Raw genomic sequence first — 21,071 nt, 5'->3', positions numbered from 1 at the left:
GATATATATCAGTAGAAGGAGTACTAAATGGATAGTAAAGGAAAAGACATTCCGTCTATAGAACAATGGCTTAAAGAAGCCAAATCTGATACAAAGGCTTTGCAGGAGGGAATGTATTTAATACATAATGGAGTGGTTCGTCAAACGCCAAAGGCTATGGTAAGACAAGGGATTGATGACGGTTCTAAAGTAAAAGGTATGGAATTTAGTTATAATGCAGAAAAAGTTGATAAAGCTATAGCTGAAGCATATAATATGGAAGGCATTTTTCACATTAAAGTATGGCTAAATAAGGGTATTCTTAATGTTGGAGATGATATTATGTATGTTTTGATAGGCGGGGATATTAGACCACATGTTGTAGATGCGCTTCAATTCTTAGTGGATAAAATAAAGACAGAATGTGTTACTGAAATTGAATACAAATAGTTAGATAGTCAGCACTAATATATGGGGGCTCAGTTAAATTTTCCATCTGACGGCGACTATTGCCTTAGATGGAAATCTTTTTTTAGAAAAGCTTATGAATATCATGGTTATGTTTATTCTTCATTTTGAGAATTAATCATGTTGATTGTTGGAATTCACATTTATCCAAAGTAATTTACTATTAAAAATTGTGGAGGCAGGCATGAAAAACAAATTTACATTGGCAGCAATACAACTAAATACTCAAGATGATAAAGAGCAAAATTTAAAAGACATGGAACGTTACATTGCGCAAGCTGCAAGTAAAAGAGCTGATATCGTAGCTTTGCCAGAAATGATGAACTATATTGGAAAGGATTACCTCGAAGGGGAAGAGATTCCTGGAAGGACGACGAACATATTATGCAAATTAGCTAAAAAATATAATCTATGGATACATGGTGGTAGTATCTCAGAGAGTAATGGAGAGAAGCTGCCCTTTAACACGACTGTATTCATAAACCCAAATGGAGAAATCATCGCAAAATATAGTAAACTTCATATGTTTGATGTTGAACTAAAAGATGGAACAAAAGTCCGAGAGTCCGATCATTTTACGCCAGGAGAGGAGATAGTGACAGCTCAAACAGATTTAGCCACATTTGGTTTTGCTATTTGCTATGACATGCGCTTTCCGGAGCTCTTTCGGATTATGGCACTACAAGGCGCTCAAGTGATTATCGTGCCTGCTAATTTTACAATGCACACAGGCAAAGACCACTGGGAACCCCTTCTAAGGGCTCGAGCCATAGAAAATGCCTGCTATGTAGTTGCGCCAGCACAAATAGGAAACAAATCTAGATTTGCTTCCTATGGAAAAACCATGATCATCGACCCTTGGGGTAATATAATAGCTAAAGCAAGCGACATTCCATGCGTGATCACGGCAGAGATCGATCTAAGTCTAATAGCTAGCATAAGAGCTCAAATACCAAGTATAAAGAGCAGGCGAGAAGATGTATATAAGTTAGAGAGGATATAAATAGGTCATTAGACAATAGGGACAAAAGAGGGCATATATAAAATCGTATACGTAGCCCTTGAACGGCTAAATGCCTATTCATTTCAAAACTTAGCCAGAGACATCAAAATTTCTATGGTGACCATAGATGAAGCTCATTGTATCAGTCAATGGAGGCTTGATTTTCGGCCTTATTACAAAGAAATTCCAGAATTTATAAAGACCCTTTCAAATAGACCTATCGCATCTGCGTATACAGCTACCGCTACAAAGGAAGTAGTAGAGGAAATAATAAAATTAATAGAACTTCAAAACCCCGTAAAATCAATAATCGGCTTTGACAGACCAAATTTATTCTATCAGGTGGTTAAGACAAGTGACCAATATAGTTATCGTATTATGATCAGAGGGAGTAATCGGAGTGCTATTTTTTATGAGAAAAGGAAACGATAATGTCTCGGACAAAAAAACAGCTGGCGGAAGGCCAGCTGCAAGTCTTAATACTTAATACATAATACTATGTGGTCTATTATTGATGATTGTAATTGTTCCATCGATACAAGCCATGCAACTTAGATTTCCTGAAATGCGTTGCTTTGTAGTTCGCAATCCTTTTGAAAAATAGTCAATGACGGTTCTCGTATCTTGAGGACCAAATTTTTTTACGTATTTTCTAATAGTACGCCTAATCATTATATTACTCATTATTATTTGCCTCCTTTATTTTGTACATTGCTCTACGTCCGTATTTGTCCATATCCACAAATTCAATTCTAGTATCACCATTCATGATGTAATTATAGAATCTTTTACCGAATACTCCAGCAGGACCTCTTTCGATTGTCCAGTCATCCCCATAGACATCAGGTAAAGAGAATTCACGTCCGTCCGAAAATCTGCCATCAAGTGCTCGCTGTACAGCTTCTTCTGGTGTAAAGATTGTATCTTCATCAAAAAGTTTGTCTCGAATAAAATCTTGGATGCTCATATTCTTGGCCTTTGACATTTCACTTAGTTTTTCGTAGTATTCTTCGCTTAGTGTCAATTTTACAACTGGCATATAAATATCCTCCTATAATAAAATTTCATGTTAGGTACCAACCTGTAAGTATGATATCACGTTTGGTACCAACATGCAATAATTTTCTAAAAAAAATTTCAGTTCCACCGGAAAAAGCATCGACCACTTGTATATATCTGTTCACCATTTGTTGGTAGACTCAGCAGGGACGAGACTTTTAACGTCAAGCCTCTCCCGATTTTAGGCCAAATGAGAGGCGAAGGTAGGCATATAGGGACGGTGACTTATGTCACCTAAAATGTGGATAAATTTTATTATAGATGATATAATTTGGTGAGGTGATTTAGTATGCCAAGAGCAGCTCGAAAAGTTAGTTCAACAGGGATATATCATATTATGATCAGAGGAATTAATCGGAATGCTATTTTTTATGATGAAGAAGATAAGAATAAGTTCTTAGATATTTTTGAAAAGACTAAAGGTGAGACAAAATTTGAACTATATGCCTATTGCCTAATGGGAAATCACGCCCATTTTCTCCTAAAAGAAAATGAAATATCCATTAGTGTAATCATGAAAAAAATCTGTGGAATTTACGGAGGATGGTTTAATCATAGGCATCACCGAGTAGGCCATCTGTTTCAGGATCGTTTTAAAAGTGAATGTGTAGAGACTCAAACTTATTATATTACTGTATTAAAGTACATCTTAAACAATCCAGTGAAATGTAATGTAGTAGAGGAAGCTGAAGATTATAAATGGAGCAGTTATCGTGAGTATATCGAAAAAAACTCCATAACAGATACAGCGTTTTTTCTAAATATGCTAGATACAAACCAAAAAAAGGCAAAGAAATATTTCATTGAAGAACTAAAAAAACAAGATAAAGGCATTGTTTATTTAACGGCAAGTAATATAAGAAGAGCAGATATAGAAGCAGAAAAAATTATATATGATGATATGAAAAAGCTTGGAATAGAAAGTATTGGAGAGATAACTATAGAACAGAGGATAGTCCTTATTAAAAGCTTAAAAGCCAAGGGATTAACAAATCGTCAGATAATGAGTATTACAGGGCTACCTAAAAGCAAAGTAATTGGAATATAATGGAGGATTGAGATGTGGCTACAACAATAGAAGTTAATAAGCAAAGTGTCAAACAGTTGTTAGAATCGGGAAAAGTTCATAAGTTTATTATTCCTGAGTATCAAAGACCGTACGCTTGGTCTGATGAACAAATCCAAACGCTCTTTGATGATTTAACTGAATATACGGCTAATGATAATGAAAGCACGTATTTTCTTGGTACGGTTGTATCCTATGAGAATGATGATAGTGGTCAAGAAATCATAGATGGTCAACAACGTATAACATCATTATTTTTGTTACTTCGTGCCCTTTATTCTAAACTTGAATCGATGACTGAAACGAAAGAAGTGAAGAACTTTAAGGCACAGATTGAATCCGCACTATGGGAGCAAGATGAGTTAACAGCTGAAGTCGACTATGAAAAGATACTCATTATCTCTAAAGTGATGGGTGACGAAGGAAACAAAGCATTTGCAAATATTTTGATTAAGGGGATTGTCGAAGATGGTGCTAAGGACAAGTACTCTCTGAACTATCAATTGTTTACTGAGTTAATTGAAAAATATGCGACGAATGAGCCGGAGTTGTTTTTTTGGTTTATACGAAATGTCTTAAATAAAGCAATTCTTTTGCCTATTACTGCAGACTCGCAGGATACTGCTCTGACTATTTTCTCAACACTAAATGATAGAGGATTAGCTTTATCTGATGCAGATATTTTTAAAGCAAAAATATATAATCATTTGGATGTTGAGGGTAAGGCCAATTTTATTGAACTTTGGCAGCAACTTGATGAAGAAGCTACAAATGCCAACGAAAGTATTCAGAAACTGTTTTATTACTATATGTTCTATCTAAGAGCATTAGAGAATGATAGAAATACTACAACGCCAGGAATAAGAAAGTACTATTCAAGAGATAATTTCGAACAGTTGTATAAAAAAGACGTGATGAAAAATTTAGATACAATACTCAACCTTTGGCTTGTAGTGAATAATAGAGTCGAAATTGAGGGGGAAGAATGGTCAAAAAACATCGAGATCAAGCAAGTTTTAGATGGATTGATATCGTATCCAAATGAGTTTTGGAAGTATCCAGTAGTGATTTATTACCTTAAGTATTATACTATTGAAGATTTTGAATATTTATTCTTGAAGTTTATTAGAAAACTACTTGCAGTTTTGTCTGCACGATATATTGTTACACCAACCATTAATGCAGTCAAACGTGGAATTTTAAACTTAAACTCAGAAATTATTAAATCACCAACTCCAAAATTTGATTTTACTGAGGTTGATGAACAGGAGTTGAGAGAAAAAATCAAGACTGCACATCGTAACACCGTTCGTATGATCTTGAAGATGCTCGCTTACCAACATCAGGACGAGTTGTTACCTGAAAAATGGGAAATAGAGCATATTCTACCTCAAAAATGGCAATCTAGTTATTTCCCAGCTAATTCAGATAAGGAGGTAAAAGAATTAGTTGAGCATATTGGAAACAAGATTCCATTTGAGAAAAAGCTAAATATTATCGCAAGCAATGGCTACTTCAAGAAGAAACAAGAAAGTTACGAGAAATCCAAAGTTCAAATATTACTTAACCTTTCTAAACAATATAAAGATTGGGGGCTTGAGGAAATTCGCGAGCGTGATATTCGGATTTCTGATGAGCTTATACAGTTGTTAAACGAATGGGGATTGAATCATTCCGATGAACCAGTAGTAGAAGAGTCGCCTGTTCCAACTGCAGAAGAATTAAAGCTAATTGAAGAGTTGAAACGAAAAGGATTTATTTAGAAAATCTGGTATAAATAATCGGAATAAAGACATATCGGGACGGTGACTTTTAAAGACTCAAAATTTTAATGCAATATTGAATGAGGAGGAAAGAAATGGTACTAGAAACAGAAAGATTAATTTTACGTCCTTGGCGTATAGAGGATGCAGATAATTTGTATGAATTTGCAAAGGATCCACAAGTTGGACCGATCGCTGGATGGCCTGTTCACACAAGTATTGAGAATAGCAGAGAAATTATTGAAAATGTGTTATCAGCGCCAGAAACTTATGCTGTATGCCTAAAAGAAGATGACAAAGCAATAGGTAGCATAGGGTTGATGATCGGAGAAAATAGCAATATCAGTTTAAATCGTAACGAGGCTGAAATAGGCTACTGGATTGGTGTACCATTTTGGGGTCGTGGCTTGATAACAGAAGCAGTTAGAGAACTTATGGGTTATGCATTTAATGAACTTGATCTTAAGAAACTATGGTGTGGTTATTTTGAAGGAAATGAAAGATCAAAAAGGGTACAGGAGAAGTGTGGTTTTAAATATCAATGCACAATTAAGGATAAAGAATGGCCTTTACTAAATGATATTAGAGTGGAGTATATTACCTGTATTACCAAAGAACAATGGATGTCTACAGTAGACAAAACTAGAGATCATTAGTGCATTTCGAGTTTGTCATAGATTAGAATACAACAGTACGGACGGGATTTTAATATCAAAAATATGGCTTTAAGGGCGAGACTTTCTACATCAAGGTCTCGTCCTATTGTTGTCCAAATCTTTTCAACACTTGAGATATAGAATCGGTCGTTTTCACACTGCCTATGATCCCATGAAATCTTTTAATTATACAAGAGGTTATGAATATATAATTATTAGATAATCTATCGATTAGCATTTATTGGTCTGATTCTTGGCATTGAGTGGCTCAAAAGTTTCTACAACCAGTCTAGTAAAATGCAATACTCATCATATATAGAAGGGTTAAAAATAGGTTGTTTATTAAATTATAAGTAGTATAATACAAAAGTAAATGAATTTTAAGGAGAAATAAATATGTTAATTAAGGAAGAAACTGCACTTTTAGTTGTTGATATGCAGTATGGTGGTGGAGCACCTGATGGATCATTAGTAAAGATGATAAATGTTGATGTGACAAAGCAAGAAGATGTGGTTACACCTATAATCAAATTAAAAAATTATTTTAATAGTAATGGAATGTTAGTTATTAACATTAAAACAGAATATGAGGAAGATTTTAGTGATTGGAAGATGTTGAGTGAAAGATTTGATGTCAAAAAATACAATCATTTTGTAAAAGGGACGAAAGATGCTGAAATTATACCTCCATTAGCACCAAGAGATGGAGAAGAGTTGATCGTTAAAAATAGATGGAATGCATTTTTTAATACTAAATTAGATGAAATCTTGAAAGATAAAAATATTAAGAATTTAGTAATTGTTGGAGCAGCAACAGATGTTTGTGTATTAGAAACTTGTAGCCATGCTTTTTCTCTAAATTATAATTGTATAGTCCCAATTGAAGCTACAGCATCTTTTAATGCCGAAAGAAAGAAAATGGGGCTAGAAATGCTTAAATTTGGAAGAAGTAAAGTAGTCAATGTTCAAGAAGTATATAATATGTTTGAGTAGAAAAAGTAGATTGGATTACACAAGAGTATAAGAGAGAAAACATTTGGGGCGTCAATTTTTGAACTGCTCCTTGTCAAGTAGACATGTGAAAAAATAAAAAAGTCGTTATATCTCCAACTATTTGTATGGTTGGAGATATTTTTATGCTGCTTTGTCTTGTAGATAAGTTCTATACTCTATTGGTGTCATACAGTTAAGCCGCTTTTGATAGCGATTAGAAGGTGGGTATTTGCAGAATGAAGTAAATGCCTACCAAATTATATTATAAGTTTATGTAGAGATTTAATATTTTTATTGACTAATATATCGGCGTACGATATAATTGCAACATAAGACGATATAACGTAACATGATATATCGATAACCGATAGAGGTGATTAGTATGAGCAACAACATTGCACTAACAGAAGCTGTCTTTTATATTCTTCTTTCACTTTATGAACCGATGCACGGTTATGGGATAATGCAGAATACAGAGGACTTGAGTAATGGCAGGGTAAAACTAGCGGCTGGAACATTATATGGCGCAATCAATACGCTGCTTGAAAAAAATTGGATCGAAGCTTTGCCGGAAGAAAAAAACTCTAGGAAAAAAGAGTACAAAATTAATGATAAAGGGAAAGCTGTAGTTCAAAACGAAATTGAGAGACTGCGAGAACTTCTTAAGAATGGTGAATCAATAATTGGAGGTGGATATAATGAAACGAACAGTTTATAAACTTTTTTGGGCATGGAATTTTGAAAAGGAAGAAAAATGGATTAATAAAATGTCTGCAGAAGGATGGCAACTTGATTCTGTCCAAGTGTTCCGATATGTATTTACTAAAGGAAATCCAGATGAATATGTATATCGATTGGAGCTATTAGAAAATGTACCATTTCACTCTGAAAGCAAAAAATATTTACAGTTTCTTGAGGAAACAGGTGTTGAATGCATAGGAAGTTATATTCGTTGGGTCTATTTGAGGAAAAATAAAGCTTATGGTGAGTTTGAACTTTTTTCTGATATTGACTCAAAAATAAAGTATTACAAGCGTTTGTTCACTTTATTTATTGCAATAATGTTAATAAACATCCCCAGTGGCATATCAAATATGACCATGGTGTTATCTACAAAAAATGTTGCAAATCTTGTTATTGGATTATTAAATGCTGTTATCGGAGTTGTTTGCATCTATGTCTGTATTATCTGGGCAAAGAAAATTAAGAAACTTGAGCAAGAGAAACTTATTAGGGAGTAAGCTATCCTGATTGAGTAAGTTAATTCTGAGGTGAAAGTCTAGAAGCGACATGTTTCAAGAATTTACGGGACTAGGCATTTGCGGAATGCAATATTCAGTAGATTTATATAATAATATAATAAAGGTATAGATATTTTGTTTTGTTCTTTCATACTATAAAAACACGATGTGGTATTTACACCTACAAGCTATAGAAAAATTTATTGTTGACAAATTCCAAATAATGTATTATTATCAAACATAATAATTTATTTATAAACCTTTGAGAAAGAGGAGTAGGCTTTAGTTAACATTATAGAGAGTCGCGATTTGGTGGAATGCGATATGAAGACCTTAGTTGAATGGACTTTTGAGGGCAACCCGAACTAATAGTAGGCGTTGACGGAAACCACAACCGTTAATCATGTGGCATATATGTTAGTATATGATAAAGTGGACTTAGTCAAATTGAGTGGTACCGCGGGTAAATCGTCTCAAGTATATTTGTTATACTTGGGATTTTTTTATGTGTAAAATTCTACTTCTGTTTATGATTTCACTGTTCTTTGCTTACTTTTATGTTGGAAATATAATAACGGAAGGTAGAAAGTGAAAGAAATATTTTGCTCAAATAAGTTTAGAGGAGGTTCGGCAATGAAGGAAGTACAATTTAATTTAATTAAGGATCAATTGATAAAACTGACTAATCTTGATGGAAGCTTTTATCAAAACAAACTACAGTACATCGATATAAATGGAATCAAAAATAAGAAGGATTTTGAAAAGATACCATTTACAAATAAGGATGAATTAAGAGAACTTTATCCACTAGGCCTTCAGGCAGTATCTGATGAAGAAATTGTTCGAATCCACTCTTCTTCAGGAACAACAGGACTTCCTATTATTATTCCTTATACGCAAAAGGATATTGATGATTGGGCAGATATGTTTAAACGCTGTTATGAAATAGCTGGCTTAACAAAGCTAGATCGTGTACATATAACACCGGGATACGGACTATGGACTGCAGGTATTGGATTCCAAAATGGTGCTGAGAGCTTAGGTGCAATGGTAATTCCTATGGGGCCAGGAAATACAGAAAAACAATTAAAAATGATGATTGATATGAAGAGTACGGTTTTATGTGGCACGTCATCTTATGCATTACTGCTAACAGAAGAAATAGAAAAGCGAGGCATAAGAGATAAAATCCATTTGAGAAAGGCGATTATTGGATCTGAACGATGGGGAACAAAGATGCGCAAACGCATTGCAGAAGAGCTGGGAGCGAAACTGTATGACATTTATGGATTAACAGAAATTTACGGACCTGGAGTTGCCATGAGCTGCGATTACGAATCGGGTATGCACTATTGGGATGATTATGTATATTTTGAAATAATTAATCCGAGAACAGGAGAAGTGCTGCCGGAAGGAGAAATAGGTGAACTAGTAATAACTACTTTGCATAAGGAAGGTGCGCCACTGATCCGCTATCGAACCCATGATCTAACACGATTTATACCTGGACAATGTGAATGTGGTTGTACATATCCTCGAATAGATACATTAATTGGTCGTACTGATGACATGGTAAAGGTAAAGGGCGTAAATATATATCCAGGGCAAATTGACTCTTTGCTTTATGAAGTGGAGGGAGCTAGTAGTGAGTATCAAATCATGATTGATCACTTACAGGGAAGGGATATTATGACTTTATTTGTAGAAACAAATCCTTCTATTGAAAAGAAAGAATTTGAACATAATTTAAAAAATTATTTTAAGTCTAGAATTGGGATTTCTATTATACCAAAGGCAGTTCGTATTGGCGATCTACCCCGGAGTGAAAAGAAATCTACCAGAATTTTTGATAATAGATATTAGAAAATTAATTATACGAATTAAAATAAAAGACAGACTAGCTAATTTAGTAGTATATCTCTTTCCATATTTTATTCAAAGTCACTTCAATCCAGTCACCTTTATTTGCCCTTAAAATAAGAGGTTTAGGTGATTTATTGCCCCTTATGACTAAAGGTTCCACCTTTATCACATCAACCGGCAATAAACTAAGAAGATATTGTAATTTTAACATAAAAATATGGTACGATATAATAGGAGTGGAAATAAATGGGTAATATATTTTGCATTATAAAAATATTCAATGTTCCTTCGCCGTGTAAGAATAATAATGAGACAAAGTCAATGCAGTAAACGGAGAGAAATATTTAGGAATAGGAGTGGTGATATGAACGATGTGTATGGGAGAGACACTAAAGATTATTATTTGTCGGGGCGCTTGCTCCAAGAACTCGAGAAAATACTAGACTATCCTTTGACAGTAATAGAGGCACCTTCGGGCGCTGGAAAAACCACCGCTGTCAGAGAATATCTTAAAGAATACATTCCTCAGTCAGTCAATGAATACTGGTATACGGCCATAGGCGAAACGCCTGCCCGGGTATGGGAATACATATATGATGCGTTCTATCCGTTTGACAGTGAAACGGCCGAAGCGTTGAAGTATTTAGGGACTCCTGCCAGAGAAACCCTTGGAGATATTGCTCGGTTGCTGAAGAGTTGCCGATGCGAAGCTCCGACTGTTTTGGTCATCGATAATTATCAGCTTATCCAAAGTGATATTCAGAGAGAAATCATCAGCGCATTATCCTATAATGGTAGCTCCAATCTCCATATAGTGATCATTACTCAGGAATTGGATTTGCCTGCTCCTGGTAGCACCTATAACAGCAGAATCTTGACCATTGGAAAGGATACGTTGTTTTTTACGGCAAGGGGGGAGGGAAAGGGCTCTGGAGAATCTTTGTCAAGCTTTATTTCTGGCCCTACCAGATAAGGTATATCTGCCCTTTGCCGAACAAGAGGAACTCCTGCCACTCCTAAAACAGGCAGTACAAATAACAGGAAATAAGGCATGCATGGATGAGGTCCTTACTCTTTGCCGCAGGCAAGCAAATGGCATGAAATTGATAAAAGATGCCCTAGTCCTTACGCCCAGGCTTACCGTAAGGGAGTGTGATACTGCATTGCTGGCGCAAAAAGGGCTTAATAATAAAGAAATCGCCGAGATGATGTTTGTTTCGGAAGCTACAGTCAAATTCCATTTAAAGAGCATTTATAAGAAGCTTGGAATACGTTCACGAGTCCAATTAAATGATTATAACTTGAAAAGATGAAATATTCACCCTAAAACTACCCGGTGGGTAATATACAAAGACAAAACGCTGTTATACAATTTAAATTGTAAAATAGCGTTTTTTATGTGTGCCCAGCATGGGCGCAATCTTATGGGTTAAAGTCCCTAGTCTGCCCTAGTAGTGGGAAAGACATAGCCAATGGCAGGGGTGTCGTGAGCGATTGCGAATCTGAAGGAAGCCGGATGGCAAATCTCTGGTCTGACGAACAGAAATCACATCAGGCTACAGTTTAGGATGAGGCTGCGTAACAAGTCGAAGTCCAATAACTACTCGGAATGAACTGTAGTATATGTGGCAGATAGATGGAGAGGAAGATTGTGTTCTTACCTGGGGAGGTCTCATGGACATAACCAATGCAATAAAATATTTGGGGTTATGGTTGAAATAAGATTTATCATGAGAAGTCAGCCGAGGTCATAGTACCAACTCAGTTGCAAATGAGTTGGGAAGGACTGAACTTTAGGAGATGTGAGTAAATGAATGTAACTAAGAATGAAATTAAGGACAGACAACTTCATATTGAGGACTATCTGCAAATGGTATCTGCGGAACAGAAAGAGTATGCAGAAGTGTCCGTTCATTCAAGGATTACTGAAAACAACGACATCAGTACAGATTTTCAGACGGACGAACTGTTGGAGCAGATTTTGCAACCAGATAATCTTAATAAGGCTTATAAGAAAGTGAAATCAAACAAAGGAGCAGGCGGTGTTGATGGGATGAGCGTGGATGAACTTCTAACGTTCCTCAAAAATAACCAAAAGAAACTTGTCCAAAAGTTAAAGGATGGAAAGTATAAACCCAATCCAGTCCGAAGGGTAGAAATACCCAAAGAAACAAAAGGCGAAACCCGAAAACTTGGTGTACCAACAGTAGTTGACCGTGTATTTCAACAGGCAATTACACAGGTACTCTCCCCAATATATGAGAAACAGTTTTCGGAGAACAGTTATGGTTTTCGACCAAAACGAGGTGCACACGATGCATTGAAACAGTGCCAGCAGAATGTTAATGATGGTTATGTATATGTGGTAGATATGGATTTAGAGAAGTTCTTTGATACAGTGTGTCAAAGCAAACTCGTTGAAGTGTTATCACGTACCATTAAGGATGGCAGAGTTATATCGCTTATCCACAAATATCTCAATGCGGGAGTAGTTAGTAATGGGATGTTTGAAAAGACAAACGTTGGAATGCCCCAAGGCGGACCACTAAGTCCACTACTTAGCAATATCATGCTGAATGAATTGGATAAGGAACTAGAACGCAGAGGGCACAGATTTGTGCGCTATGCGGACGATTGTATGATTTTCTGCAAAAGCAGAAAGAGTGCAATCAGAACCTTGGAAAACATTATGCCACATATCGAAGGAAAACTCTTTCTAAAGGTTAACCGAGAGAAAACGAAAGTGGCACATATCAGCAAAGTGAGATACCTTGGCTATAGTTTCTATAGATATAAAGGAAAATGTAGATTAAGGGTACACCCGAAATCAATAGCGAAAATGAAGGCAAAATTGAAAGAATTAACATCTAGAAGTAATGGATGGGGAAATGAATACAGAGCATTGAAATTGACGCAATTTATAAGAGGATGGGTAAATTACTTTGGTATGGCAGACATGAAACAACTGCTAAGGAGTACAGATGAATGGTTACGTCGTAAGATAAGGGCTATATACTGGAAACAATGGAAGAAAATTAAGACGAGATATCAAATGATTAAGAAGTTTGGTATGCCTGAATGGAAAGTACATGAAATGGCAAACTGTCGTAAGGGAATTTGGCGGTCAGCAATAATGCTAAATAGTGTACTTACAAATAAAGTAATAGCCAGCCTCGGATATATATCCATGGCTGACTACTATCTGAAAATATGTAAAAACTAGAGAACCGCCGTATACGGAACCGTACGTACGGTGGTGTGAGAGGTTGGTAGCTGAAATAATCAGCTACCTCCTACTCGATTATATAAAACATACTGCGGAGAACAAATGAATAAGCTTACAAGAGGACACAGGCATAGACATAAAGGAGACTTAAACGTTGGTGGATGAAGATTGAATCGGTAATATCTATGAAAAAGATAAGGGGGTATTGATAATGAAGAAAGTAATAGCATTTTGCATGGTTGTCTTTATGGTGTTTACATTGTGTGCATGCAAACCAAAGGGGGATGAGCAGAAAGATAAACAAGATATAAACGAGTCTTCCGATGGGCGAGGTGATGTGTTCGATGATTACAAAATTCCGGAAGGGGCTGATGAAATTAGGCAAGGGGTCTTCTACTATGAGCTTTACGAACTTTCTGGCGATCCAGGCGACGGTCTTACTCCAAGGGAAGGGGCAGGGCTGGTAGATGAACTGTTGGCCTCAACAGGGCTTTACAGCGGAGATAGGATTTCCGCCGATGAGTGCCTCTATATTTCTTTTGACGATTTAATGATTATTGATTCTGCTATGGGACGGGAATGTTACATTTATAGTGTTGCTCTTGGCACCGCTGAAGGTGGGCTTATGGGTGACGGTTATCAGGTGATATATCGGTTTTCAGTAGACTACAGCGGCAATAAAACGGCATCCATTTATGAGGATTTCAGTGATACCATTCTAGATGACGGTCTTGGCGACGTTATTTCGAAGGACAACACTCACACTGACAATACTTCGAAGGATGACGGTCGTGGTGATGTCCTTTCCCAGGATGATGGAAAGGGTGACCTTATTCCATATGGTCCCAACTGGCGGGGCATGTATGTAGGAGACGAGTTTTCCATTGAGATTACTAAATTCAACGGCAGTAGCTTTTGGTTTGATATTTATTTGCTCCGAAATGGTAGTACGGTAATGAGTGGAACTGCGACTTTATATCCAGATGATAAATATATGGCGGAATATGGTGAAATTTCCTTTAGCCTCTATAAAGATTACAGCGCCATCGATTTCTTTGCGCCTGAAAGTTCGGATTGGGCTCATATGCGTGGCCAATACAAGTTTATAGAATAAATTTTTTTTGCATAGGCGCAAAGAACAGGAGGGGCAGCATGCCATTATGGCTGATTATTTTCCTAATTCTCGTTTGTTTGGCGAGTGAAATGTTATTGTTTTTCACTAGAAAGAAAATCGGAAAAACAAACCAGATAATAATGGGGCTCATACTGATGGTAATTCTTGTGGGAGGTCTGTTGTATTTAACAGCTTCTCTACTGCTCCTGTACAGTATTGATTAAAGTATGAAGAGAGCAGCGAAGTAAAGGCAAATACGAGTTGAAAGTAGAAAGTTCGAGCAATTTAAGAAGGTTGTTTTATTGCTGACTACAACGGATGAAGGGGTATTATGCAATCAGGAGATTCATCTAGAAAGGAGTATAGATGACATGAAAAAAAATCTTTCATTACTTTTATTCATCATATTGACACTATCTATTTCTGCCTGTAAAGACGATTCCACGTACAAAAACCAAAAGGATCTAAATCAGTCCTCTCAGGAGCAAACCGAAAACACTGCCGTACTTTGCGCAGATTTTTCCAGCGGAAATTCCGATTTAAATATTAAAGAATACGAACTGGAATATACTGGGGATTTGACTCCAGAAGCACTTTTGGAAGGCTTGACTGAGCTGACTGGACTTGACTTTATAGCGGATACGGCGCAAACTCAAAAAGGTATTACGGTAGATTGGAAAAAGGAGAGCACATTGATTGCCAACCTTGGTGACAGGGAACAAAAAGAGGAGTTTTTCTTTTACGATGCGGACTCCATGCGCTGGTTTATGATGGATAGCCTGTATCGAACTCTTCGTGAAAACTTCGAAGAAATAGACACTTACTATACCATGGACGGCGGGAAAGAACTAGAATTTGAGGAATTATATCCCGTAAAACTTTTCCCTACCGATATGTCATATGAAGGCAGTCCCTTCTACTTTGCTCATGCTAGCAGCCAGAGCGATGAAGAGTAGAAGTTGTGGCAATATGTTTAAGGTAAGAAAAAATATATAAATTGTGTGAGGTAAAAAAGGATGAAGTTCATAAGAAAAATCATGGGTTTTGAATCTCGGTATTCCTGGGTAAAATGGCTCCGTATCGGTTTTGCTGCTGCCGCACTATTAATGGCACTTATATTCTATTATAATTTTGGGGGATTTGCTATCGACGATGGCATAGGCGGCCTAATCATTTCAGTAATAATGTTTGGTGTTTTTTTTGCACCAATTTTATTAGTCATAATGGTGGTCTCGGTGCTGATTGGCGCAGTTGTTGGTGGGGTGAGCAGCGGAAGAAAGCAACATAAGAGCCTCAAAGAATCCGAAGCCACAGGTTCCACCGAATTTTTGGAACTTGATAGGGCGAGGATTAAAGTGCAAATAGCAAGTTTTTTATATTTCCTCGCGATCGGGGTGGCAGTGCTGATTGGTATCGCTGTGCACGTTTATGCGGAAACTGGATTGGTAGTAATATATGTTATCGTCGCAATAATTGTTTTTTTCAAGATAGGGATTTTGGTATTAAAAGCGTCGAGTCGTTATAGAGATTCATTTAAAGATGAGATTGTAAAGAAAAGACTAGAAGAGGTTTTTAAACAGGTGGACTTTCGCCCTAATGAAAAAATTGATGAAAGCAACATAGAGGAGAGCCAGTTGTTCACCTCCTATGACAGATATAATGGCAACGATTATCTTTCTGCCAGTTGTCAAAACAAACGCTTTATCCAATCAGATGTTCATCTTGAAGAAGAGTACGAAGCTACCTATACAGATGACGATGGAAATACCCAAACCGTAACGAGATACAGAACGGTATTTCGTGGACGGCTTATGATATTCGATTATGACGCTATTTCAAATGAGCCTGTTATGGTTTATAGTAAGTCTGGCAGTGGGTATCCATTTAGCAAAGGGATACAAACAGAGCTGGATGCTTTTAATAGAAAGTTTCATGTAGTATCAAAAGATTCTCTTGGGGCGCTGCGTATTCTGACTCCACAAGTAACCGAAGCCATCATGCTTGCCGGCGAAAAAATCAATTTTCCAATATCTCTGTCATTCATAAATGACAAGATTTATGTGGCGGTGGCAATGGGAGACTCCTTTGAGGCAGCAATCGTGGGGGATTCAACTCTTTCAGAACTACGAGAGCGTGTAGAGTACGAAATTCAAATCATGGTTGATTTAATGGAAATATTGTACTTCAGAGATTGAAAGGAGTAGATGAATGAAAAGTGAAAGTTTTGAACAGCCTAGCAATTGGGAGCTTAAGACGAAACTCTATGACCTGAAAACGAAAAAAAAGCGAATGGGTCTTATTGCCCTTTTGTGTTTGATTGCTGTGATTATTTTTTTGCTTATGGCAGAAGTGATTCTATTTATTTTCGCCCTATTAGGGGTCATTGTCTTTGGAATGAAAAGCATGGGAGCAAATAAAAAAATAAAACAGATCGCAAAGATTACTACTGTGGAAGAGGTAATAGAGGAGGTTTTTGATGACTGCATCTACAATCCCTATGGGAGTATTGACAGGACACGGATTAGAGATAGCGGACTCATTGACGACTGGGATTCGGGGGGGGATAGCTATGATACTGAAACCCACTTCAAATTCGTCGGCAACGATTATATTAGTGGAAAATATAAGGGGCACCAAATTGAGCTTTGTGATGTAAATGTTACGAAAATTACAAAAAAAATTGAGGTAGATGAAGAAGGGAAAAGAGAGGAAAGAGAAGAGCAGGAAACCAGTTTTAAAGGGATATGGATGACCTGTAAATTAGAGAAATTCCTGCCAGCAGAAGTGCGAATTCGTGAAAAGAAAGAACGGGCTCTCCTTTTTAAAAATATTGTAGGAAAGTACACTTGGGTCAAAAGCGATGTAGAGACAGAAAACCATGCCTTTAATGAACAGTTTCAAATCCTTACCAACGACGTTCATTACACTTTCTATGTATTGACTCCCCACTTTATGGAGCGTATTTTATCTGTGGATAAGAAGTCTGGTGGCCAGACATTGCTTTGTTTTAGAGGGGAATGGGTTCATATTGCTGTACATAGCGGCAAGGATTTCTTCGAAATTAAGAAAGGTTCTGAAATCAAGGATATTCAAGCATTAAGGCTTCGAATTCAAAATGAGATTACATATTTTACAGATATTTTGGATGAACTGTTTCATAACGAGCAACTTTTTTCGTGAGGTAGGTATCAAAAAAAGAAATGAGGAATGAATATGCCATTTTTAATTGGAATTTTAGTAGTTGCTGTTATTGTTGTTATATGGATTATAAGTATGTCAAACCGCTTCAAGATTCTTTTGGTAAAGATCAGCGAATCGAGTTCAGGGATTGACGTGGCACTCACAAAGCGTTATGATACGCTGACCAAAACCATGGATGTTGTAAGGGCGTACGCTAAACACGAGACTGAAACTTTTGAGAAAGTGATTAAGCTTCGCGCTGGAATGAGCATGGCGGAGAAAAATGAAGCCAATCACTCTATGGATGAGGTGGCTCACCGGATCAACTTAGTTGCAGAAAACTACCCCGAGCTTCGTTCATCCGAGAACTTTAAGCAGCTTCAGGCAGCGATTATGGATGCAGAAGACCATTTGCAGGCCGCACGTCGAGTATATAATATGAACGTATCTGCATTTAATCAAAAAATGCTAGTATTTCCCGATAGTATCATTGCAAACGTAGCTCACTACACGCCAAGGGAGTTTTTTGAGGCAGATGAAATCAAGCAGATGGATGTAAAGATCGATCTTTAATAGTTAAAAACAGAACATAAAAATGGCGACCATAAAGGCCGCCATTTTTATGTAATAAGATTTTTTATGTGCCAATGGCGACAGATACTTAAAAGTAAAATACTATCTAGCTGTAAATCTTTGGATCAAGCTGAATGTGGGCATGGGTATCCTTAATTAATAGGGTATCATTTTAAAAACTAAAATGATACCTTATTAATTTATGGTGGGATATATGATAAGATATAACAGAAAGAAGTTGAGGAGTAACGCCCTAAGGGCCATAAAATAGAACGAAACCATATTAAAAGATATCCAAAAGAGACAATAACAGAGGTGATATTATGGAAAACTTACCAATTACAATAAATCTTATCAATAATATATCTTTAATGTTTCTTATTACATTTTTATTATCAAATACCACTCCCTTTAAAAATATAATATTAAATCGGCAAAATACGTTTGTGAACAAAATGTTTTTAGCGATCATATTTAGTCTCTTTGGAATTTTTGGTACTTATTATGGATTTCCTATAGAAGGGGCGATTGCCAATTCTAGGGTAATCGGTATTATGGTAGCTGGTTTATTAGGAGGCCCTTTTGTAGGTATTAGTGCTGGACTTATTGCAGGTTTTCATAGATGGGTTATTGATATTGGTGGATTTACGGCATTTGCCTGTATGATATCTACAATTGTTGCAGGTATTATTGGAAGCATAGGATATAAATATAAAAATAGATTTGAAAAAATATGGGTATTAGGATTTTTTCTGACTATAATAGCAGAAGTCATACAAATGGGTATTATCATTATCATTGCAAAACCCTATTTAGCAGCAGTTTCTTTAGTAAAAACGATTTTTGTTCCTATGACCCTAATGAATTCTATAGGAGTTATGCTATTTTTATTATTAATAAATAACATTTTTAAAGAACAAGAAAGAAAAGCTGCCATTCAATCAGAGTTAGCGTTAAAGATTACAGAAAAAACTCTTCCCTATTTAAGAAATGGGATAAATAAAGAAACGGCATTAGCTACTTGTAAGATTATACATTCTATGGCAAAAGTAGATGCGGTTGCTATTACAAAAGGAGAAGAAATTCTTGCCCATGTTGGCATTGGATCCGATCATCATTTGCCTGGTGAAATCGTGCAAACATCTTCAACAAAAGCGGTATTAAAGGCGAAGAAATCTATTATCGTAGAAAATAAGGATGAAGTTGGTTGTTCAAATAAAACTTGCCGACTTAATTCTGCTGTTATTACTCCTCTAATGAAAAAATCTAAAGTGATAGGAGTATTAAAAATATACAAAACTGAAAAAAATACAATTACAAGTATTGATGTAAAATTAGCGGAAGGTCTCGCTCGTCTTTTCTCAACCCAAATAGAACTTGCAGAAGTTGATTATAACGCACAACTTTTAGCAAAAGCTGAATTAAAGGCTTTGCAGGCTCAAATTAATCCACATTTTCTCTTCAATGCCCTAAATACTATTGTGTCGATGGTTCGAATCGATCCAGATACAGCAAGGAAACTATTAATTAATCTAAGTACATTTCTAAGGGAAAATTTTAGAGAAAAGGATGATATGATAGATATAAGCAGTGAATTAAAGCATATTGAAGCTTATTTAGAAATTGAAAAGGCAAGATTTGGCGAAAGACTAAATGTTGAATACAGTATAAATGACTATAATTTTAAAATCCCTCATCTTATACTACAACCCTTAGTGGAAAATGCAGTAAAGCATGGTATATATACAAAAAAAGATGGTGGAACTATTTCTATCATTATTAATGAGGATAAAAAGAATTATATTATAAAGATAGAAGATGATGGGGTAGGATTTAATCCGGATTCACAAGAGCCAATTGGTCATGGTATTGCTCTTAAAAATATAGACACAAGATTAAAATCTATTTATGGAGATGATTATGGATTAAAAATCCAAAGCAGTGAAAATATAGGCACAAAAGTGTTAATAAATATTCCAAAGGCGGGTAGCTTAAATTGAGCATAAGAACTATTTTAATTGATGATGAGTATTTATCTATTGAAGAATTATCCTTCCTACTTTCAAAAGCTACGGATATAGAGATTATTGGTAGGGCTTACAATGGAATAGAAGGATTAAAGCTTATAAAGGACCTAAAACCAGATTTGGTTTTCTTAGACATTCAAATGCCAGATATGACTGGGCTTGAACTTAGTAAAGAAATAAATAAATTAGATATAAAATGTAAGATTATTTTTAGTACGGCCTATGACAAATACGCTTTGGAAGCCTTTGATGTAGAGGCCATTGACTATATATTAAAACCTTTTGAAGAGCAAAGGGTTTTAAAGGCAGTAAATAAAGCAAAGAATCTAATTCAAGACGAAAATACTGAAACAGAGCCTTCTAAACTAGTTAAAAAAGCTGTTGCCCTTAATAAACTATCGGTATTAAAAGAAGACAAAATACTACTCATTGACATAAAGAGTATTATAGTTATTTATACAGAGGATAGAAATATTTATATAAAAACCAAAGAAGAAACTTTCCATTCAAATTATTCTATCCAAGAATTAGAGAAAAAACTTAGTGATAAGGGTTTTTTTAGAACTCATCGCAGTTTTTTAGTCAATCTTAATAAAATTAAAGAAATTTCACCATGGTTTAATGGTTCATATATGGCACTATTAGATGGTTATGATGGTGAAGTGCCCATTAGCAGAAATAATGTAAAGGCTTTTAAAAACATATTAGGAATTTGAGAAAAATTTAATGTGCTTAATGACAAAAAACAGACACTTTGGGTCTGTTTTTTGTCATTTGGTGATCTTTTTATCCTTTTTAGAATGAAAAGCTATAATATGAACCTGTAAGGTAATTATTGATTTATTTTAAACTATTTATTA

23 protein-coding genes and 1 other annotated feature are annotated in these 21,071 nt (G+C 35.8%); of the genes, 21 read left to right on the top strand and 2 right to left on the bottom strand.

Translation table 11 applies throughout. The features are described 5' to 3' along the window. Positions 1-27 precede the first annotated feature (27 nt). The 3 genes from DES36_RS05365 to DES36_RS05355 all read left to right on the top strand — a co-directional run bounded on the left by DES36_RS05365 (position 28) and on the right by DES36_RS05355 (position 1,882). Positions 28-429 (top strand): molybdenum cofactor biosynthesis protein MoaE, encoded by a 402-nt coding sequence (locus DES36_RS05365; RefSeq protein ID WP_113920194.1) that lies wholly within the window; start codon positions 28-30, stop codon positions 427-429. Positions 430-631: 202 nt separating this feature from the next. Further along, a complete protein-coding gene (locus DES36_RS05360) occupies positions 632-1,450 on the top strand; it encodes a carbon-nitrogen hydrolase family protein (protein WP_113920193.1) in 819 nt (272 codons plus the stop codon). 15 nt (positions 1,451-1,465) lie between these two features. After that, positions 1,466-1,882 carry a DEAD/DEAH box helicase gene (locus DES36_RS05355; RefSeq protein WP_341457122.1) on the top strand — a complete coding sequence of 139 codons (417 nt, stop codon included), beginning with the start codon at positions 1,466-1,468 and terminating at the stop codon, positions 1,880-1,882. A 51-nt stretch (positions 1,883-1,933) separates the two neighbouring features. On the opposite strand, the gene DES36_RS05350 is transcribed toward DES36_RS05355, so the two are convergent. Both DES36_RS05350 and DES36_RS05345 read right to left on the bottom strand, forming a co-directional pair. Beyond that, positions 1,934-2,134, bottom strand: a complete 201-nt coding sequence (locus tag DES36_RS05350; RefSeq protein ID WP_113920191.1) for a hypothetical protein — start codon at positions 2,132-2,134, stop codon at positions 1,934-1,936. After that, the gene (locus DES36_RS05345) at positions 2,127-2,489 is read right to left on the bottom strand and encodes a DUF1413 domain-containing protein (protein WP_113920190.1); all 363 of its coding nucleotides are present in this window, start codon (positions 2,487-2,489) and stop codon (positions 2,127-2,129) included. Before DES36_RS05345 ends, DES36_RS05350 begins: the two co-directional genes overlap by 8 nt. Before the next feature lie 309 nt (positions 2,490-2,798). On the opposite strand from DES36_RS05345, the gene DES36_RS05340 reads away from it, so the two are divergent. The 18 genes from DES36_RS05340 (at position 2,799) to DES36_RS05255 (ending at position 20,927) form a co-directional block, all read left to right on the top strand. Then, positions 2,799-3,557 carry a transposase gene (locus tag DES36_RS05340; protein ID WP_113920189.1) on the top strand — a complete coding sequence of 253 codons (759 nt, stop codon included), beginning with the start codon at positions 2,799-2,801 and terminating at the stop codon, positions 3,555-3,557. Between the two features lie 14 nt (positions 3,558-3,571). Beyond that, positions 3,572-5,338 (top strand): DUF262 domain-containing protein, encoded by a 1,767-nt coding sequence (locus DES36_RS05335; protein WP_113920188.1) that lies wholly within the window; start codon positions 3,572-3,574, stop codon positions 5,336-5,338. 95 nt (positions 5,339-5,433) lie between these two features. Continuing rightward, positions 5,434-5,994 (top strand): GNAT family N-acetyltransferase, encoded by a 561-nt coding sequence (locus DES36_RS05330; RefSeq protein WP_113920187.1) that lies wholly within the window; start codon positions 5,434-5,436, stop codon positions 5,992-5,994. Positions 5,995-6,390: 396 nt separating this feature from the next. After that, positions 6,391-6,987: a cysteine hydrolase family protein gene (locus DES36_RS05325; RefSeq protein WP_113920186.1), complete on the top strand. Its 597-nt coding sequence runs from the start codon at positions 6,391-6,393 to the stop codon at positions 6,985-6,987. A 382-nt stretch (positions 6,988-7,369) separates the two neighbouring features. Further along, entirely contained in the window at positions 7,370-7,705 is a 336-nt protein-coding gene (locus tag DES36_RS05320) for a PadR family transcriptional regulator (protein WP_113920185.1), read from the top strand. Further along, complete coding sequence (locus DES36_RS05315) at positions 7,686-8,228, top strand: DUF2812 domain-containing protein (protein ID WP_113920184.1); 543 nt, start codon at positions 7,686-7,688, stop codon at positions 8,226-8,228. Before DES36_RS05320 ends, DES36_RS05315 begins: the two co-directional genes overlap by 20 nt. Positions 8,229-8,481: 253 nt before the next feature. Then, positions 8,482-8,707 (top strand) — a binding site (T-box leader). Positions 8,708-8,861: 154 nt separating this feature from the next. After that, the gene (locus DES36_RS05310) at positions 8,862-10,091 is read left to right on the top strand and encodes a phenylacetate--CoA ligase family protein (protein WP_113920183.1); all 1,230 of its coding nucleotides are present in this window, start codon (positions 8,862-8,864) and stop codon (positions 10,089-10,091) included. Between the two features lie 364 nt (positions 10,092-10,455). Next, positions 10,456-11,064, top strand: a complete 609-nt coding sequence (locus tag DES36_RS15030; protein WP_187387059.1) for an AAA family ATPase — start codon at positions 10,456-10,458, stop codon at positions 11,062-11,064. A gap of 124 nt (positions 11,065-11,188) precedes the next feature. Next, positions 11,189-11,404, top strand: a complete 216-nt coding sequence (locus DES36_RS05300; protein WP_170128184.1) for a response regulator transcription factor — start codon at positions 11,189-11,191, stop codon at positions 11,402-11,404. A gap of 497 nt (positions 11,405-11,901) precedes the next feature. Beyond that, the gene (ltrA, locus tag DES36_RS05295) at positions 11,902-13,314 is read left to right on the top strand and encodes a group II intron reverse transcriptase/maturase (protein ID WP_113920181.1); all 1,413 of its coding nucleotides are present in this window, start codon (positions 11,902-11,904) and stop codon (positions 13,312-13,314) included. Positions 13,315-13,528: 214 nt separating this feature from the next. Further along, complete coding sequence (locus tag DES36_RS05290) at positions 13,529-14,431, top strand: hypothetical protein (RefSeq protein WP_113920180.1); 903 nt, start codon at positions 13,529-13,531, stop codon at positions 14,429-14,431. 38 nt (positions 14,432-14,469) lie between these two features. Further along, on the top strand, positions 14,470-14,655 hold the full coding sequence (locus DES36_RS05285; protein WP_113920179.1) for a hypothetical protein: 186 nt from the start codon (positions 14,470-14,472) through the stop codon (positions 14,653-14,655). A gap of 147 nt (positions 14,656-14,802) precedes the next feature. Continuing rightward, positions 14,803-15,387, top strand: a complete 585-nt coding sequence (locus DES36_RS05280; protein WP_146953609.1) for a hypothetical protein — start codon at positions 14,803-14,805, stop codon at positions 15,385-15,387. 60 nt (positions 15,388-15,447) lie between these two features. Continuing rightward, positions 15,448-16,626 carry a DUF3137 domain-containing protein gene (locus DES36_RS05275; RefSeq protein WP_113920177.1) on the top strand — a complete coding sequence of 393 codons (1,179 nt, stop codon included), beginning with the start codon at positions 15,448-15,450 and terminating at the stop codon, positions 16,624-16,626. Between the two features lie 13 nt (positions 16,627-16,639). Further along, positions 16,640-17,611, top strand: a complete 972-nt coding sequence (locus DES36_RS05270) for a DUF3137 domain-containing protein (RefSeq protein WP_113920176.1) — start codon at positions 16,640-16,642, stop codon at positions 17,609-17,611. Positions 17,612-17,644: 33 nt separating this feature from the next. Next, the gene (locus DES36_RS05265; RefSeq protein WP_242981703.1) at positions 17,645-18,184 is read left to right on the top strand and encodes a LemA family protein; all 540 of its coding nucleotides are present in this window, start codon (positions 17,645-17,647) and stop codon (positions 18,182-18,184) included. Positions 18,185-18,507: 323 nt separating this feature from the next. Beyond that, positions 18,508-20,184 carry a sensor histidine kinase gene (locus tag DES36_RS05260; protein WP_113920174.1) on the top strand — a complete coding sequence of 559 codons (1,677 nt, stop codon included), beginning with the start codon at positions 18,508-18,510 and terminating at the stop codon, positions 20,182-20,184. Next, a complete protein-coding gene (locus DES36_RS05255) occupies positions 20,181-20,927 on the top strand; it encodes a LytR/AlgR family response regulator transcription factor (protein ID WP_113920173.1) in 747 nt (248 codons plus the stop codon). Before DES36_RS05260 ends, DES36_RS05255 begins: the two co-directional genes overlap by 4 nt. Positions 20,928-21,071 lie beyond the last annotated feature (144 nt).

The sequence above is a fragment of the Alkalibaculum bacchi genome, from assembly GCF_003317055.1.
GTDB lineage: Bacteria > Bacillota > Clostridia > Eubacteriales > Alkalibacteraceae > Alkalibaculum > Alkalibaculum bacchi.
This window is presented reverse-complemented; position numbering and strand designations above follow the sequence as displayed.

Bases quoted from the DNA above. Each gene is read 5' to 3' on its own strand.
- DES36_RS05300 (WP_170128184.1), top strand. From the start codon at position 11,189: ATGAAATTGATAAAAGATGCCCTAGTCCTTACGCCCAGGCTTACCGTA.
- DES36_RS05325 (WP_113920186.1), top strand. From the start codon at position 6,391: ATGTTAATTAAGGAAGAAACTGCACTTTTAGTTGTTGATATGCAGTAT.
- DES36_RS05360 (WP_113920193.1), top strand. From the start codon at position 632: ATGAAAAACAAATTTACATTGGCAGCAATACAACTAAATACTCAAGAT.
- DES36_RS05280 (WP_146953609.1), top strand. From the start codon at position 14,803: ATGAAAAAAAATCTTTCATTACTTTTATTCATCATATTGACACTATCT.
- DES36_RS05330 (WP_113920187.1), top strand. From the start codon at position 5,434: ATGGTACTAGAAACAGAAAGATTAATTTTACGTCCTTGGCGTATAGAG.
- DES36_RS05265 (WP_242981703.1), top strand. From the start codon at position 17,645: ATGCCATTTTTAATTGGAATTTTAGTAGTTGCTGTTATTGTTGTTATA.
- DES36_RS05275 (WP_113920177.1), top strand. From the start codon at position 15,448: ATGAAGTTCATAAGAAAAATCATGGGTTTTGAATCTCGGTATTCCTGG.
- ltrA (WP_113920181.1), top strand. From the start codon at position 11,902: ATGAATGTAACTAAGAATGAAATTAAGGACAGACAACTTCATATTGAG.
- DES36_RS05315 (WP_113920184.1), top strand. From the start codon at position 7,686: ATGAAACGAACAGTTTATAAACTTTTTTGGGCATGGAATTTTGAAAAG.
- DES36_RS05320 (WP_113920185.1), top strand. From the start codon at position 7,370: ATGAGCAACAACATTGCACTAACAGAAGCTGTCTTTTATATTCTTCTT.
- DES36_RS05310 (WP_113920183.1), top strand. From the start codon at position 8,862: ATGAAGGAAGTACAATTTAATTTAATTAAGGATCAATTGATAAAACTG.
- DES36_RS05365 (WP_113920194.1), top strand. From the start codon at position 28: ATGGATAGTAAAGGAAAAGACATTCCGTCTATAGAACAATGGCTTAAA.
- DES36_RS05285 (WP_113920179.1), top strand. From the start codon at position 14,470: ATGCCATTATGGCTGATTATTTTCCTAATTCTCGTTTGTTTGGCGAGT.
- DES36_RS05345 (WP_113920190.1), bottom strand. From the start codon at position 2,489: ATGCCAGTTGTAAAATTGACACTAAGCGAAGAATACTACGAAAAACTA.
- DES36_RS05350 (WP_113920191.1), bottom strand. From the start codon at position 2,134: ATGAGTAATATAATGATTAGGCGTACTATTAGAAAATACGTAAAAAAA.
- DES36_RS15030 (WP_187387059.1), top strand. From the start codon at position 10,456: ATGAACGATGTGTATGGGAGAGACACTAAAGATTATTATTTGTCGGGG.
- DES36_RS05270 (WP_113920176.1), top strand. From the start codon at position 16,640: ATGAAAAGTGAAAGTTTTGAACAGCCTAGCAATTGGGAGCTTAAGACG.
- DES36_RS05340 (WP_113920189.1), top strand. From the start codon at position 2,799: ATGCCAAGAGCAGCTCGAAAAGTTAGTTCAACAGGGATATATCATATT.
- DES36_RS05290 (WP_113920180.1), top strand. From the start codon at position 13,529: ATGAAGAAAGTAATAGCATTTTGCATGGTTGTCTTTATGGTGTTTACA.
- DES36_RS05260 (WP_113920174.1), top strand. From the start codon at position 18,508: ATGGAAAACTTACCAATTACAATAAATCTTATCAATAATATATCTTTA.